Genomic DNA, 14,190 nt, shown 5'->3' with positions numbered 1-14,190 from the left:
GGCCCGCCCCGTAAGCTGATTCAGTCCGAACGTGCCTTACCGACTGCGAGGGTCCGCCGTGCCCGGTGCCTACCGCGCCCTCTTCGCCCCGCCCGGGACGAAGGGCTTCACCACCGCGGGGCTGCTGGCGCGGATGCCGGTGGCCATGCTGGGCATCGGCATCGTCACGATGGTGTCGCGCATCACCGGGGAGTACGGGCTCGCCGGAGGGCTCGCGGCGACGGTCGCGCTGTCGTCGGCCGCGCTCGGTCCGCAGGTGTCCCGGCTGGTGGACCGGCACGGGCAGCGGCGGGTGCTGCGCCCGGCCGCGGCGGTCACCGTCACGGCTGTCATGGGGGTGACGGCCAGCACCGTGCTCGCGTGGCCCGTGTGGACGCTGTTCGCGTGCGCCGCCTGCGCCGGGTGCGTACCGAGCGTCGGTTCGATGGTGCGGTCCCGCTGGGTGGCGCTGTACCGGGACCGCCCGGCCCGGCTGCACGCCGCGTACGCGTGGGAGTCCATCGTCGACGAGGTGTGCTTCATCTTCGGCCCGATCCTGTCGATCGGGCTGTCCACGACGTGGTTCCCGCAGGCCGGTCCGCTCAGCGCGGCGCTGTTCCTGGCCATCGGCGTGTTCTGGCTCACCGCCCAGCGCGCCACCGAACCGCCCGTCCACCCGCGCGACGGGCACAGCCGCGGCACGGCGCTGCGCACCCAGGGGCTCAAGGTGCTGGTGTGCGCCCAGCTGATGGTGGGGGCGATCTTCGGCGCGGTGGACGTGGTCACCCTGGCCTTCGCCGAGGAGCGCGGCCACCAGGCGGCGGCCAGCCTGCTGCTGGCCGTCTACGCCCTCGGCTCCTGCCTGGCCGGCGCCGTCTTCGGGCTGCTGCGCCTGCGCGCGGCGACGGCCCGGCGCTGGCTGGCGGGCGTGTGCGCGGTGGGCGTGAGCATGGTCCCGCTGCTCCTGGTGGACACGCTGCCGCTGCTGGCCGCCGCCCTGTTCGTCGCCGGGATGAGCGTCGCGCCGACGATGGTGACGACGGTCGCCCTCGTCGAGCGCCTGGTGCCGCGGGCCCGGCTGACCGAGGGCATGACGTGGGCCAGCACCGGCATCGCGGTGGGGGTGGCCCTGGGCGCGGCCGCCGCCGGGTACGCCGTGGACGCCGCCGGGGCCGGACGCGCCTACGCCGTGCCCGCCGCGGCCGGGGCGGTCGCCGTGGCCATCGCCGTCGCCGGCCACCGCCGGGTGCGCCCCGCGCCGGTGGCGCTCACCGCGGAACAGGCGTAGCCGGCGCCCGGCCGCGCCGCCGGACCGGCGGCGCCGTGCGGTGTCCGCCGTCCCTCCGGGGGCTGCCCCGGGGCGGCGCGCCGTGAGTATGATCCCCTCCACCGGCGCGGCAGGAGGGGACGGCCATGAGCGCACCGCGCGGCATCAGGGCGGGTGGCAGGGGCGGTACGTGGCGCAACTGGGCGGGCTGTGCCACCGCCCGGCCGCAGCGCACGGTGGCCCCCTCGACGACGGAGGCCCTCGCCGCCGCCGTGCGCCGCGCCGCGCAGGACGGGCTGCCGGTGAAGGCGGTCGGTTCGGGTCACTCGTTCACCGCCGTGGCCGCCACCACGGGGATGCTGATACGCCCGGAGCGCCTCTGCGGCGTCAGGGCGGTCGACCGGGCCGCCGGAACGGTCACGGTGGCCGCCGGGACACCCCTGCGGCAGCTCAACGAGGTGCTGGCCGGCGAGGGGCTGTCGCTGACCAACATGGGCGACATCATGGAGCAGACCGTCTCCGGGGCGGTGAGCACCGGCACCCACGGCACCGGACGCGACTCGGCCTCCCTGGCCGCGCAGGTCGCCGCGCTGGAACTCGTCACCGCCGACGGCACGGTGCTGCGCTGCTCCCCGGAGGAGAACGCCGACGTCTTCGCCGCCGCCCGGCTCGGGCTCGGTGCCCTCGGCGTCATCACGGAGCTGACGTTCCGCGTCGAGCCGCTGTTCTGGCTGACGGCCCGGGAGGAGCCGATGCCGTTCTCCCGGGTCACCGCCGAGTTCGACCAGCTCGTCGCGGAGAACGAGCACTTCGAGTTCTACTGGTTCCCGCACACCGGCAACTGCAACACCAAGCGCAACAACCGCTCGCCGGGTCCGGGGCGTCCGCTGCCCCGGATACGCGGCTGGGTGGACGACGAACTGCTGTCCAACGGCGTCTTCCAGGCCGCCTGCTCGCTCGGCAGGGCCGTCCCGGCCACGGTGCCGCACCTCGCCCGGGTTGCGAGCCGGGCCCTGTCCCCGCGCACGTACACCGACATCCCGTACAAGGTGTTCACCAGTCCCCGCCGGGTGCGCTTCGTGGAAATGGAGTACGCGCTGCCCGCCCCGGCGGCGATGCCCGCGCTGCGCGAACTGCGTGCCCTGGTCGACCGCTCGGACCTGCGGGTCGGCTTTCCCGTCGAGGTACGCACGGCGCCGGCCGACGACATCCCGCTGTCGACGGCCGCAGGCCGCGACACCGCCTACCTGGCCCTGCACGTCTACCGGGGCACCCCGCACGCGGCGTACTTCACCGCGGCCGAGCGGATCATGACCGCGTACGGCGGACGTCCGCACTGGGGGAAGCTGCACAGCCGCGACGCCGGGTACCTGGCCGGGACCTACCCCCGCTTCGGCGAGTTCACCGCGCTGCGGGACCGGCTGGACCCGCAGCGGGTGTTCGGCAACGACTACCTGCGCCGCATACTCGGCCCCTGAGCCCGCGGGGTCCCGGCAGCCGTCACGTACCGCCGCGTCCGGCGTCCCCCGTTCGGCTGCCTTTCTCCCCGCTTGTCCGCATCCGTCGCGGATCACGCGTGATTCCCCCTGTGCACGCATGAGTGACAGTTGGGGCGGGGTCGGACGTTCCGCTTCCGCCGGCGCTGTGAAGATCACCACCCCGGCCCCCCTGCCCACTTCCCGGCGCAGCACGGCGGGGATACGGTCAACTCCCTTGCCTTGGCCGAATGTCGGTGGCGGATCCGGCGGCGCGCCGGTCCGTTCCCCGATGGTCCTAATGGAGTAGTGTCGCCACCGTGGCCCCGGAGCCGCCTGGGCTGCGTGGCGAAGGGCGAGCGGCGACGAGTGGTACGGTCACCCGGCGTGGCCAACCGGTTACCGTGACACACGGGCGGATCGGGGTGCGGGCCCGACACGCCGGGCAAGTCGGTAAAGGGTGTGGCAGGCTGCACTTCGGGCACGCCACACTCGTCTAGCGGGAGCAGCGACGCACGTGACGTCGGCAGGCACCACCCGGGAGGTTCCCATGCCCGAACTGCGTGTCGTGGCCGTCAGCAACGACGGCACACGGCTGGTGCTCAAGGCTGCCGACAGCACCGAGTACACGTTGCCCATCGACGAGCGGCTGCGCGCCGCCGTCCGCAACGACCGGGCCCGCCTCGGCCAGATCGAGATCGAGGTCGAGAACCACCTGCGGCCCCGGGACATCCAGGCGCGTATACGAGCCGGTGCCACCGCCGAGGAGGTGGCCCAGCTCGCGGGTATCCCCGTGGAGCGGGTGCGCCGCTTCGAGGGGCCGGTACTGGCCGAACGCGCCTTCATGGCCGAGCGGGCCCGCAAGACGCCCGTGCGCAGGCCCGGCGAGAGCACCGGACCGCAGCTCGGCGAGGCCGTCGCCGACCGGCTGCTGCTGCGCGGCGCCGACAAGGACACCGTGCGGTGGGACTCCTGGCGCCGCGACGACGGCACCTGGGAGGTGCTGCTCGTCTACCGCGTCGCGGGTGAGCTGCACTCGGCGAGCTGGGCGTACGACCCGCCCAGGCGCCTGGTGCAGGCCATGGACGAGGAAGCGCGGGCGCTGATCGGCGAGAGCGACGACACGCCCGAGCCCAGCTTCCCGTTCGTCCCGCGCATCGCGCGGCTGCCGCGCGACCGGAACACCGAGGAGGACGGCGGCCCCCCGGCGCGGACGGAGCCGCCCGTCCGCGCGGAGCGGGAGGACCGGGATTCGCTCACCAGCCTGCTGGAGGCGGTGCCCAGCTTCCGCGGCGACATGGTGGTCCCCGAGCCGCCGCCCGTGGGCACCGAGGAGGACGGCGTCGACCCGGCGGTCGCCGAGGCCGTCGAGCCGGTGGAGCCGCCCGCCTCGGCGGCGGGCGCGGGCGCGGCCTACGCGGACGTGCTGATGCCCCGCTCGGTGGCCAGCCACCGGGACCGGCTCACCGGCACCACCGACCGGCAGGCCGAGGCGGACGGCGTCCGGCCCGGCCGCCGTGCGGCGGTGCCGAGCTGGGACGAGATCGTCTTCGGCACGCGCCGCAAGAAGCAGGAGTGAGGCGGGCCCGGCCCGCGCAAGGACGGCAGGGACCCCGCGGCGGCCGCCGCGGGGTCCCGGTGCGTCAGCCCGGTCCGGGGCCGGTGGCCACCGGCCGCCGCGGGTCGGCGCTCCAGTGCGACCAGGAGCCCGCGTACAGGGCGGCGTCCACACCCGCGACGGTCAGCGCGAGCACCTCGTGGGCTGCGGAGACGCCCGAGCCGCAGTAGACGCCGACCTCCGCTCCCGCCTCCGCGCCGAGCGCGGCGAACCGGCGGGCCAGTTCGTCCGCCGTCCGCAGCCTCCCGTCACCGGTGACGTTCGCCGAGGTGGGCGCGGACAGCGCCCCGGGGATGTGCCCGGCGACGGGGTCGACCGGCTCCACCTCGCCCCGGTAGCGCTCGGCCGCCCGCGCGTCGAGCAGCACGCCGCGCCGGGCCAGGGCGGCGGCGCCGTCGGCGTCCAGCAGGGGCAGCCCGCCCGGCTCGGGGCTGAAGTCGCCCTCGGCGGGGGCGGGGACGTCGGTGGTGAGCGGTCCCGTCCAGGCGGCGAGCCCGCCGTCCAGCACCCGCACGGACGGATGACCGGTGTAGCGCAGCAGCCACCAGGCGCGGGCGGCGGCCCAGCCCTGCCCGCCGTCGTAGACGACGACGGGCCTCTCCCGGCGGACGCCGGCCCGGCGCATGGCGGCGCCGAAGACGGCGAGGTCCGGCAGCGGGTGCCGTCCCCCGGCCCCGGGCGGCCCGGCCAGTTCGGTGTCCAGATCCACGTACACGGCACCCGGCAGGTGCCCGGCCGCGTAGGCGGGACGGCCCGGCGGGCCGCCCAGCTCCCAGCGGACGTCGAGCAGCACCGGGGCCGGGCGGCCGGGAGCCGTCTCGTCCGCGAGCCCGGCGGCGGAGATGATGGCTGTCATGGTGGGCATTCTCGCCCACGGGCCACGGGTGCGACACGGGGCGTGCGGGCCCTGCGGGGCAGGGTGCCCACGCTGGGGCAACTCCGCGGGCACGGCGTGCCCCGACGGCGGGTTCGCCGCCGTAGAACGGGCATACTCCGGGGCATGCGGGGGAAACGCACGACGGTCGGGACACCACCGTCCGGAGAGTGCGAGCATGACCCTTCACGGCACATGCGGCGCGAACGACCGCGTACGCCGCACGGAAGCACGATTCGACTCAGGGCACGACGCGATGACCGCAACGATGATGGTCCCAAGGAGACGACGCAGATGAGTGAGGGAGCGCCCCGGCCGACCCCGGGAACACCCAGCTGGGTGAGCCTGATGGTGCACGACCTGGCCGGCAGCGAGAAGTTCTACCACGAGTTGTTCGGCTGGGAGTTCGAGGAGGGCCCGCAGCAGCTCGGACCGTACGTACGGGCCCGCTTCGGCTCCCGGGACGTCGCCGGGCTCGGTGAGATGCCCGGCGGGCGCTCGTTCCCGGTGTCCTGGCTGCCGTATCTGGCGACGGACGACGCGGACGCCACCTGTGCCCTGGTGCGGGACTGCGGCGGCACGGTCGGCGTGGGCCCGATCGAGTCGGGCGACGGCGAGCGGGTGGCCATCGCCACCGACCCCTGCGGGGCGCCCTTCGGCATCTGCCAGGCGGGCGCGGAGGCCGGGGCCCGCTGGGACGGCCGCCTGGGCACGCCCGTGTGGAACGAGCTGCTCACCCCCAACACGTTCGCGGTCAGCCCCTTCTACTCCCGGGTCTTCGGGTACGAGCCGGAGCCCGTCGTCTCCTCCGACCTGGACTACCTGACCCTGAACCTCAACGGCCGGGCCATCGGCGGCATCCGCGGCACGGGCGGCACCGTGCCGCGCGACCGCGGACCGCACTGGACGACCTACTTCGCGGTGGAGGACGCCGAGCGGGCCGCCCGGCGGGTGGCGGAGCTGGGCGGCCGCCTCATGCGCGAACCGCGCGACTCCCCGTACGGGCGCGTCGCCCACGTCGCCGACCCGGAGGGCACGCCCTTCGCCGTGATCAAGATGCACGACCCGCAGGACGTGGTCACCCGGCGCCCCCGCTGACGCGGCCGACGCCCGCGCCCGCCGTCCGCTCAGGCTCCCGGTTCAGCGGCGCGGCGCGGGCACGCGTTCGGCGCCGGCCGGCCGCGCGGCCGCCGGTTCCGCGTCCACCGGGAGCACGTCGGGCGACAGCGCCACCGCGCGGGCCGCGGCGGCGGTGAGTTCGCGCCGGTGGTGGCGGCGGCACAGCACCTCGTAGCCCACCTCGCCGCCCTGCCCGCCCACGTCGCCGACGACGACCTGTTCGCCCTCCACCACCATGTGCCCTCCGACGGTGCGGGCGTTGTGCGTGGCGCGCTCGCCGCACCAGCACAGCGCCTCCACCTGGAGCACCTCCACCCGGTCGGCCAGCTCGATCAGCCGCTGCGAACCGGGGAACAGCCGGGTGCGGAAGTCGGTGGTGATGCCGAACGCGAAGACGTCGATGCCGAGGTCGTCCACGACCCGGGCGAGCTGGTCGATCTGTCCGGGAGTGAGGAACTGGGCCTCGTCGGCGATGACGTAGTCGGCACGGCCGCCCGCCGTCAGGTGCCGCACGAGGTGGGCGTGGAAGTCGAAGCCGTCCCCCGCCTCCACGGCCTCGGTGACCAGGCCCAGCCGGGAGGAGAGCCGTCCCTCCCCCGCCCGGTCGTCGCGGGAGAAGATCAGCCCCGTCAGCCCCCGGGCCGAGCGGTTGTGCTGGATCTGCAGGGCCAGGGTGGACTTGCCGCAGTCCATCGTGCCGCTGAAGAAGACCAGCTCAGGCATGGGAACAGCACCCTTTCTCAGGTGGGCGGGCGGTCGCGGCGCGGGCGTCAGGCGCGGCGGGCTCGGCGGGCGGCGGGGGCGGGCATCAGGTGCGGACCTCCAGCAGCGGCACCAGTTGTTCGGCGGGCGTCACCGAGCCGTGCATGCCCACCAGCGCCGACTCCTTCGGCTCCCGCTGCGTGGCCACGACCGCGCTGGTGCCGTTCATCGCCACCACCACGTCGCCGATGCGCCGGTACACCCGCTCCTCCACCGGCGTCCGCGGCGGGCCGAACCAGCCCAGCTCGATGGCCTCGTCGCGGGTGGCCACCCACGCCTGGTCGGCCAGCACCTCCCGCCACACGGCGTACACGTCGGCCGCGGCGCCCGGCACCGCGTACAGGTGCCGGGCCCGGCCCTCGCCGCCGAGGTGCGCGATGCCCGCGCGCAGTTCCCAGTCCTCGTCCGCGTCGAAGCGGTGGGCATCGTCCGTCGGCACGTCGACCATGCCGTGGTCGGCGGTGATGTAGAGGGCGGTGCGCGGCGGGAGCTGCTCGGCCAGCCGCTGGGCGAGCCGGTCGACGTGGGCGAGCTGGCCCCGCCAGGCGTCGGAGTCCACCCCGTAGCGGTGGCCGTTGCCGTCGAGGTCGGCGTAGTAGGTGTAGACCAGGGCGCGGTCGGCGGCGGCGAGACGGCGGGCGGCCAGGTCCATGCGGTCCTCGCCGGCGAGGCGGCCCAGGAACGTTCCACCGGACAGCGCGACCCGGGTGAGCGGCGTGTGCTCGAAGTGCGGTGCGGACACCTGGCTGGTGGCGACCCCCGCCGCGTGCGCGAGCTGGAAGACGGTCGGGTGGGGCTGCCAGGCGTACGGGTCCGTCCAGGGCTGCCAGCGGAGCTGGTTCATCAGCGCCCCGGCGTCGGGGTCCAGGACGGTGTAGCCGGGCAGTCCGTGGGCGGCGGGCGCGAGACCGGTGCCGACGGAGGCCAGCGAGGTCGCGGTGGTGGAGGGGAACCCGGAGGTGAGGGGCTGCCCCGTGCCGCCCAGCGAGGTGTCCAGCAGGGAGGTGAGGAACGGGGCCTGCGCGGAGTGGGCGCGCAGGATGTCCCAGCCCATGCCGTCCACGAGGAAGACACAGGCCCGGTCGGCCGGCTCCAGCGTGAGGCGGGTACGCAGTCCGGGCACTCCCTGCCCGGTGGCGATGGCGGGCAGCACGTCGGCGAGCGAGCCGGTGCCGTAGCGGGGGACGGGCGCGGTGCGGGGGTCGAGCGGTGCGGGCTCCGCCCAGGAGGCGTCCGCGGGAGCGTGCTGGGCCATCAGCGTGCGGCCACCGTAGCCTCGGACAGGCTCTGGGCGAAGGCGAGCGCCTGCCGGACGGTGTCGGGCCCGTCCCCCGCCTCGCTGACCCGCAGCGAGAGGTCGTCGGCCGTGGTGGAACCGGTGTAGCCGTGGTCGGCCTCGCAGTTCGGGTCGCCGCAGGCGGCGGGCTCCAGGTCGATCCGGTTCACCGCGCCCCAGCCGATCGTCAGCACGACCTCCCGGGGCAGCGTGCCGGGCGTGTACGACTCCGGGTTGGCCACGACGCGGCTGAGCACCACCGAGGAGATGCGCTCCAGGCGGACGGACTCGGTGGAGGTCGTGGCGTAGGGCACCGGGGAGCTGTCGTCGGCGGCCTGCTCGTCGGTGTGGCTGACGATGAAGCGGGTGCCGGTGAGCACCAGCACCGTGACGTGGCGGCGGACCTCGTTGGCGTCGAAGGTCGTCTCCTGGTGGACGACGTAGGACGCGACCGGCTCGCCGCCCACCGCGGCCTCCACCGCCTCGGCCACCAGGGCCGGGTAGTAGCCGCTGCGTTCGATCGCCGTCCGCAGGCCCTGCGTCGTCGTTCCGGTCTTCGCCATGCGGCCCATCCTAAGGCCCGCCGGCCGTCGTCCCCGTGGCCCGCGCACGCCGTCAGTAGGCGGGCAGGCGGCGCGGCCCGAGGTCGGTGGTGGCCGGGGGCGGGGCGAGCCGGACGGCGGCGCCGAGGGCGCTCAGTCCGTGCGGGGCGACGACGACGGGCTGGAGGTCCACCGAGACGACCTCCGGATGGTCGTCGACGAGCCGGGACACGCGCAGCAGCAGCCGTCCCAGCGCGGCGGTGTCCACGGGCTGCGCGCCGCGCCAGCCGAACAGCATCGGGGCGCTGCGGATCGCGCGGACGAGCTGGGCGGCCTCGCGGTCGGTCACGGGCACGAGCCGGTGGGCGAGGTCGCCCAGCAGTTCGGAGGGCGGCCCGGCGAGCCCGAAGGAGAGCACGGTGCCGACGGCGGGGTCGGCCACGGCCCGCACCACGGTGTCCACCCCGCGCGGGGCCATGGCCTGGACGACCGGCCGCAGTTCCCCCGCGCTGCCGAGGTGCCCGGTCAGCTCGGCGTAGGCGCGGCGCAGCCCGGTCTCGCTGCCGAGGTCGAGCCGTACTCCGCCGAGGTCGGCCCGGTGCCGCAGGTGGGGCGCGGTGGTCTTGAGCGCGACGGGGTAGCCGAGCGCCGCCGCGGCGCGTACGGCGGCGTCCGCGTCCGGGGCGGGGTGCGCGGGCAGCAGGGTGATGCCGTAGCAGGCCAGCAGCGCGGCGGTGTCCTGCGGGGTGAGGGTAGCCCCGCGCGGCGGCCTGTCGCCGCCCTCGCCCGCGGCGCCGTACAGGACGCGGGACACCAGCGCCGCGGCGCCCGCCTCGGCCACGTCGTCGACCGGCACCCGGGCGGGTTCGCGGGCCTCCCGCCGCCACTGCGCGTAGTGGACGGCCTCGGCCAGCGCCCGGACGGCCCGCTCGGGCGAGGGGTAGGCGGGGATGCGGCGCGCGCTCAGCGCGGCGTCGAGCCCCTCGATGGCCAGATGGGCGACGGCGACGGGCTTGCCGGACCCGTCGGCCGCCTGCTGGAGGGCGTCGGCCAGTTCCCCGGCCGAGCGCCCCTCCACCCAGGGGATCGCGGTGACGACGACGGCGTCGGTCTCCGGGTCGGCCAGGGCGCGGGCGAGCGCGCGGCGGAAGTCCTCCGGGGTGGCCGAGGCCGTGAGGTCCGTCACGGTGCCGGGGCTGAGCCCCTGGGCGAGGCAGGCGTCGTAGGTGAGCAGGCACAGGGACTCGGCGTTGCCGAGGGTGGCCACCCTCGGCCCGGCGGGCAGCGGCTGGAAGGCGAGCTGGAGGCCGGTGTCCACCAGCTCGGTGACGGTGTCCACCAGCAGCACCCCGGCCTGCCGCAGCAGCGTGGAGACCGTGGCGTCCGAGGTGCTGAGGGCCGGTGCGGCGTGGCCGGCCGGCGGAGCGCCGCCGCTGTGCCGGGCGCCGCGCACGACGACGACGGGCTTGCGCGGCGCCGTCCGCCGGACCAGGCGGGTGAACTTGCGCGGGTTGCCGATCGACTCCAGGTACATGAGGGCCACGTCGGTCTCCGGGTCGTCGTCCCAGAACTGGAGGACGTCGTTGCCGGAGACGTCGGCACGGTTCCCGGCGGAGACGAAGGAGGACAGCCCGGCTCCGCGCCGGTCGAGCCCGGCCAGGAGCGCGATGCCGATGGCCCCCGACTGGGTGAACAGCCCGATGCGGCCGCGGGCGGGCGTCCGGCTGGCGAGGGTGGCGTTCAGCCGCACGCCGGGCGCGGTGTTGATGACGCCGAAGGCGTTGGGACCGATGATGCGCATGCCGTAGGAGCGGGCCTTGCGCACCAGCTCGCGCTGTTCGGCGCGGTGGAAGTCGGCGGAGAGGACGACCAGGCCCTGCACCCCGTGCTCCCCGCAGTCGGTGACGACCGCCTCCACCTCGGCGGCGGGCACGGCGACGACGGCCAGGTCGACGGCCCCGGGGATGTCGCGCACCGAGCGGTGCGCGGGGACGCCGGGCAGCCCCTCCAGCGTGGCCCCGCCCCCCGGAAGGTCCCGGTTCACGGCGTGGACGGCGCCGGTGAACTCCCCGTCGCGCAGCGACTCCAGCACGGTGCGCCCGGCCCCGCCCGGCGTGCGGCGGACGCCGATCACGGCGACGGAGGACGGTGCGAGCAGCCGCTGCACCGAGCGCGCCTCGGCCCGCTGCTCACGGCCGCGCATCACCGCGAGGGACCGCTCGGTGGGCTCCAGGTCGAGGGTGAGGTGGAGGGAGCCGTCCTCGAAGCTGCGCCGCTGCGAGTAGCCGGCGTCGGTGAAGACCTTGGCCATCTTCGTGTTGGCGGGCAGCACCTCGGCGGTGAAGCGGCGCACGCCGCGTTCGCGGGCGCAGGCGGCGATGTGCTCCAGGAGCGCGGAGGCGACGCCGCGGCCCTGGTGGGCGTCCTGGACGAGGAAGGCGACCTCGGCGCGGTCGGCGGGGACCGAGGCCGGGCGGCCGGTCTCGTCGATGCGGTCGTAGCGGACGGTGGCGATGAACTCGTCGCTGACGATGGCGGCGAGGCCGACCCGGTCGACGTAGTCGTGGCGGGTGAAGCGGCGCACGTCGCGGTCGGACAGCCGGGGGTAGGGCGCGAAGAACCGGTAGTACTTCGACTCGTCGGAGACCTGCTCGTAGAAGGCGACCAGACGGTCCGCGTCGTCGGCGGTGATCGGCCGGACCCGGGCCGTACCGCCGTCGCGCAGCACCACATCGGCTTCCCAGTGGGTCGGGTAGGCACGCTCCGTGGGCGTCTGCATGCGTTCCAGCGTACGGTCCAGACCCGTCGGCGGGCCCTCGCGGGGTGCGGGCCGCGGGCGCGGGTGCCCGGACGGGAGCACGGACCCCCGCGTGCCAAAATGGTCTAGACAGCTGTTTTCGATCCGGAGGACACCACCATGGCCGAGCGCCGCGTCAACATCGGCTGGGCCGAGGGGCTGCACGCCCGCCCCGCCTCGATCTTCGTCCGAGCCGTCACCGCCGCCGGCGTTCCCGTGACCATCGCCAAAGCCGGCGGCGAGCCGGTGAACGCGGCGTCCATGCTGGCCGTGCTGGGGCTCGGCGCCGAGGGCGGCGAGGAGGTCGTCCTGGCCTCCTCCGCCGAGGACGCCGACGCCGTGCTCGACCGGCTGGCGAAGCTGGTGGACGAGGGCCTGGAGGAGCTGCCCGAGACGGTCTGAGGGCCGGGGGCGGATCAGCCCGCGCGAAGGCGGTGGAGAAGGCGGCCCGGCCGCGCTCCGCCGCCTTTTTCGTTTCCCGGCTCCGCGCCCCGGACGCCGCGTGTTCCGAGCGCCGGAAACGCACGGCAAATCAATTGACCGCGGCGCGTGCACAAACGACCGGAAACGGTGGTGCCCGGCCTTTTCCCGCGCCGTGCCTTTCGTGTCCTCTCCGTTGTATACACGGATTGTTAAGCGAGGCCACCCGCCGTGTTGACGGCAGGTTTCCGGGTCCTCACCACCACCGGGCGCTGCGCGCGGCGGATCGCGGCGGCCCGCTCCACGTGGCCGGCCGTCAGCGCCCTGGCCCGCTCGGCGTCCCGGCGGGCGATCGCGTCGGCGATCGCGCCGTGCTCCTGCCAGGCCGCCGAGGCCCGCTCGGCGGCGCCCGGCCCGTCCGCCGGTTCGACGGCGTACACCCAGGCGATCTTACGGCGCAGCTGGACCAGCAGGGCGGCGAGGCTCGGGCTGCCGGACGACTGGGCCAGCGTCTCGTGGAACCAGTCCCCCAGCGGCCGCAGGTCCGACAACTGGCCCCGCTCGGCCCGCTGCCGGCCGAGCCGCACCAGGCCGCGCAGCACCTTCAGGTGCGCCTCGGTGCGCCGGTGCGCGGCCCGCGCCGCACCCAGCGGCTCCAGCAGGGCGCGGATGTCCAGCAGGTCGGCGGCCTCCTGCTCGGTGGGCTGGGCCACGCAGGCCCCGGCGTGCCGCCGGGTGGTCACGAACCCCTCCGACTCCAGGGCGCGCAGCGCCTCCCGCACCGGGACGCGGGAGACCCCGTAGCGCCGGGCTAGCAGTTCCTCGGTGAGCCGGGCACCGGGCGGAAAGGCGCCGGAGACGATGTCGTCGCGTACCGCTGTGCATACCGTGTGCGCGGAAACGCGCATGGCCCGACCTCCGGCGTCATTCCGTTTTCCCCACGTTTTCCCTGTCCCGCAGTTCCGCACTGTATTCCACCGCCGCGTGTTTTCCGATGCCCGCCCGGGAACCGGCGGAAAAACGGCGCCCGGGAGCGGGCGGAAACGACCCGGACCCCCGGCGGAAAGCCGGGGGTCCGGGTACGGTGCGGCCGCGGGGCCGCGCGGCGGGGTCAGGACAGCGGGACGCCCTTGTCGCGCAGGTAGTTCATCGGGTCCATGTCGGAACCGTAGGCCGGGGTGGTGCGGGCCTCGAAGTGCAGGTGCGGCCCGGTGGAGTTGCCGGTCGAGCCGACGCGGCCTATCTGCTCGCCGGAACCGACCTTCTCCCCGACGGCGACGTCCATGGCGGACAGGTGGCCGTACTGGGTGTAGGTGCCGTCGGTGTGGCGGACGACGATGTTGTTGCCGTACGAGCCGCCCCAGCCGGCGGTGACGATGGTGCCCGCGCCGATGGAGTTCACGGGCGTGCCCGTGGCGGCGGCGAAGTCGATGCCGCTGTGCTTGCCGCTGGACCACATGGCACCGCCGGACTTGTAGCCGGTGGTGACGTTGCCGCCCGTGACCGGCGCCACGAAGGCGGGACGCGCGGCGGCACGGTCGGCACGGTCGGCCTTCTCGCGCTCGGCCTCGGCCTTCTCACGCGCCTCGGCCTTCTTCTCGGCCTCGGCCTTCTTCGCCTCGCCGGCCTGCGCCGCGGCCTCGGCCGCGTCCCGCAGGGCCTCGGCCTGCTCGCCCACGTGGCCGGCGACGGAGGCGTTGGCAGCGAGGGCCTCGCTGAAGCTGTTCTGGGGCTGCGCGGCGGCGGCCGGCGCGGAGAACGTGCCCGCCACGCCTACGGCGACGGCGGCGGCGACGGTGCCCATGCGCAGGGCGCGGGCGGAGCGGTTCTGCTGACCGGTGGCACGGGTGAACGCCATGGAGGCGTACTCCTTTCCTTCCTTATCGCCTACCGGGTTAGCTGACGGGTTCGGAGCAGGAAGGTCTCCTACGGGCGTGCGGACACGCCCGATTCACCCCAAGGACTGATGTGGGTCCCCGGCTCCCCCTGAACGGGGACTCGGCGATGCGCTGCCGTCGGCCGCGGGTGCGGTCACTTCTGACGAGCAGCGGAACCGACGCT

The 14,190-nt window shown here is 75.2% G+C and carries 12 protein-coding genes and 1 riboswitch; of the genes, 5 read left to right on the top strand and 7 right to left on the bottom strand.

Features of this window, described 5'->3' with window-relative positions:
• Positions 1–58 precede the first annotated feature (58 nt).
• From V1J52_RS00420 to sepH, 3 genes are all read left to right on the top strand, one after another.
• Positions 59–1,267 carry an MFS transporter gene (locus tag V1J52_RS00420; RefSeq protein ID WP_330137476.1) on the top strand — a complete coding sequence of 403 codons (1,209 nt, stop codon included), beginning with the start codon at positions 59–61 and terminating at the stop codon, positions 1,265–1,267.
• Positions 1,268–1,392: 125 nt separating this feature from the next.
• Positions 1,393–2,724, top strand: coding sequence for a D-arabinono-1,4-lactone oxidase (locus tag V1J52_RS00415; protein ID WP_330137475.1), 1,332 nt, complete (start codon positions 1,393–1,395; stop codon positions 2,722–2,724).
• A 514-nt stretch (positions 2,725–3,238) separates the two neighbouring features.
• Positions 3,239–4,300 (top strand): septation protein SepH, encoded by a 1,062-nt coding sequence (gene sepH / locus V1J52_RS00410; RefSeq protein ID WP_330137474.1) that lies wholly within the window; start codon positions 3,239–3,241, stop codon positions 4,298–4,300.
• 64 nt (positions 4,301–4,364) lie between these two features.
• Here sepH and V1J52_RS00405 read toward each other — a convergent pair whose 3' ends face one another.
• Positions 4,365–5,195, bottom strand: a complete 831-nt coding sequence (locus V1J52_RS00405; RefSeq protein ID WP_330137473.1) for a sulfurtransferase — start codon at positions 5,193–5,195, stop codon at positions 4,365–4,367.
• Between the two features lie 312 nt (positions 5,196–5,507).
• On the opposite strand from V1J52_RS00405, the gene V1J52_RS00400 reads away from it, so the two are divergent.
• Positions 5,508–6,311, top strand: a complete 804-nt coding sequence (locus tag V1J52_RS00400) for a VOC family protein (protein ID WP_330137472.1) — start codon at positions 5,508–5,510, stop codon at positions 6,309–6,311.
• A 42-nt stretch (positions 6,312–6,353) separates the two neighbouring features.
• Here the strand turns inward: V1J52_RS00400 and V1J52_RS00395 are convergent, their stop codons facing one another.
• The 4 genes from V1J52_RS00395 to V1J52_RS00380 all read right to left on the bottom strand — a co-directional run bounded on the left by V1J52_RS00395 (position 6,354) and on the right by V1J52_RS00380 (position 11,691).
• A complete protein-coding gene (locus tag V1J52_RS00395; RefSeq protein WP_330137471.1) occupies positions 6,354–7,055 on the bottom strand; it encodes a thymidine kinase in 702 nt (233 codons plus the stop codon).
• A gap of 85 nt (positions 7,056–7,140) precedes the next feature.
• Positions 7,141–8,349 carry an alkaline phosphatase family protein gene (locus V1J52_RS00390; RefSeq protein WP_330137470.1) on the bottom strand — a complete coding sequence of 403 codons (1,209 nt, stop codon included), beginning with the start codon at positions 8,347–8,349 and terminating at the stop codon, positions 7,141–7,143.
• On the bottom strand, positions 8,349–8,933 hold the full coding sequence (locus V1J52_RS00385; RefSeq protein ID WP_330137469.1) for a DUF5998 family protein: 585 nt from the start codon (positions 8,931–8,933) through the stop codon (positions 8,349–8,351). Before V1J52_RS00385 ends, V1J52_RS00390 begins: the two co-directional genes overlap by 1 nt.
• A gap of 52 nt (positions 8,934–8,985) precedes the next feature.
• On the bottom strand, positions 8,986–11,691 hold the full coding sequence (locus tag V1J52_RS00380; RefSeq protein ID WP_330137468.1) for a bifunctional acetate--CoA ligase family protein/GNAT family N-acetyltransferase: 2,706 nt from the start codon (positions 11,689–11,691) through the stop codon (positions 8,986–8,988).
• Positions 11,692–11,829: 138 nt separating this feature from the next.
• Here V1J52_RS00380 and V1J52_RS00375 point away from each other — a divergent pair, with 138 nt between their 5' ends.
• A complete protein-coding gene (locus tag V1J52_RS00375) occupies positions 11,830–12,111 on the top strand; it encodes an HPr family phosphocarrier protein (RefSeq protein WP_330137467.1) in 282 nt (93 codons plus the stop codon).
• Between the two features lie 230 nt (positions 12,112–12,341).
• Here the strand turns inward: V1J52_RS00375 and V1J52_RS00370 are convergent, their stop codons facing one another.
• Together V1J52_RS00370 and V1J52_RS00365 are read right to left on the bottom strand one after the other, a co-directional pair.
• Complete coding sequence (locus V1J52_RS00370; protein WP_330137466.1) at positions 12,342–13,037, bottom strand: GntR family transcriptional regulator; 696 nt, start codon at positions 13,035–13,037, stop codon at positions 12,342–12,344.
• A gap of 203 nt (positions 13,038–13,240) precedes the next feature.
• On the bottom strand, positions 13,241–13,987 hold the full coding sequence (locus V1J52_RS00365; RefSeq protein ID WP_330137465.1) for a M23 family metallopeptidase: 747 nt from the start codon (positions 13,985–13,987) through the stop codon (positions 13,241–13,243).
• 11 nt (positions 13,988–13,998) lie between these two features.
• Positions 13,999–14,143: riboswitch (cyclic di-AMP (ydaO/yuaA leader) on the bottom strand.
• Positions 14,144–14,190: the final 47 nt, after the last annotated feature.

Origin of the sequence: Streptomyces solitudinis (genome assembly GCF_036323765.1) — a bacterium.
GTDB lineage: Bacteria > Actinomycetota > Actinomycetes > Streptomycetales > Streptomycetaceae > Streptomyces.
This window is presented reverse-complemented; position numbering and strand designations above follow the sequence as displayed.

Excerpts from the sequence above, each read along its gene's own strand:
- V1J52_RS00400 (WP_330137472.1), top strand. The coding sequence starts at position 5,508 with ATGAGTGAGGGAGCGCCCCGGCCGACCCCGGGAACACCCAGCTGGGTG.
- V1J52_RS00385 (WP_330137469.1), bottom strand. The coding sequence starts at position 8,933 with ATGGCGAAGACCGGAACGACGACGCAGGGCCTGCGGACGGCGATCGAA.
- V1J52_RS00380 (WP_330137468.1), bottom strand. The coding sequence starts at position 11,691 with ATGCAGACGCCCACGGAGCGTGCCTACCCGACCCACTGGGAAGCCGAT.
- V1J52_RS00370 (WP_330137466.1), bottom strand. The coding sequence starts at position 13,037 with ATGCGCGTTTCCGCGCACACGGTATGCACAGCGGTACGCGACGACATC.
- V1J52_RS00395 (WP_330137471.1), bottom strand. The coding sequence starts at position 7,055 with ATGCCTGAGCTGGTCTTCTTCAGCGGCACGATGGACTGCGGCAAGTCC.
- V1J52_RS00390 (WP_330137470.1), bottom strand. The coding sequence starts at position 8,349 with ATGGCCCAGCACGCTCCCGCGGACGCCTCCTGGGCGGAGCCCGCACCG.
- V1J52_RS00415 (WP_330137475.1), top strand. The coding sequence starts at position 1,393 with ATGAGCGCACCGCGCGGCATCAGGGCGGGTGGCAGGGGCGGTACGTGG.
- V1J52_RS00405 (WP_330137473.1), bottom strand. The coding sequence starts at position 5,195 with ATGACAGCCATCATCTCCGCCGCCGGGCTCGCGGACGAGACGGCTCCC.
- V1J52_RS00365 (WP_330137465.1), bottom strand. The coding sequence starts at position 13,987 with ATGGCGTTCACCCGTGCCACCGGTCAGCAGAACCGCTCCGCCCGCGCC.
- V1J52_RS00375 (WP_330137467.1), top strand. The coding sequence starts at position 11,830 with ATGGCCGAGCGCCGCGTCAACATCGGCTGGGCCGAGGGGCTGCACGCC.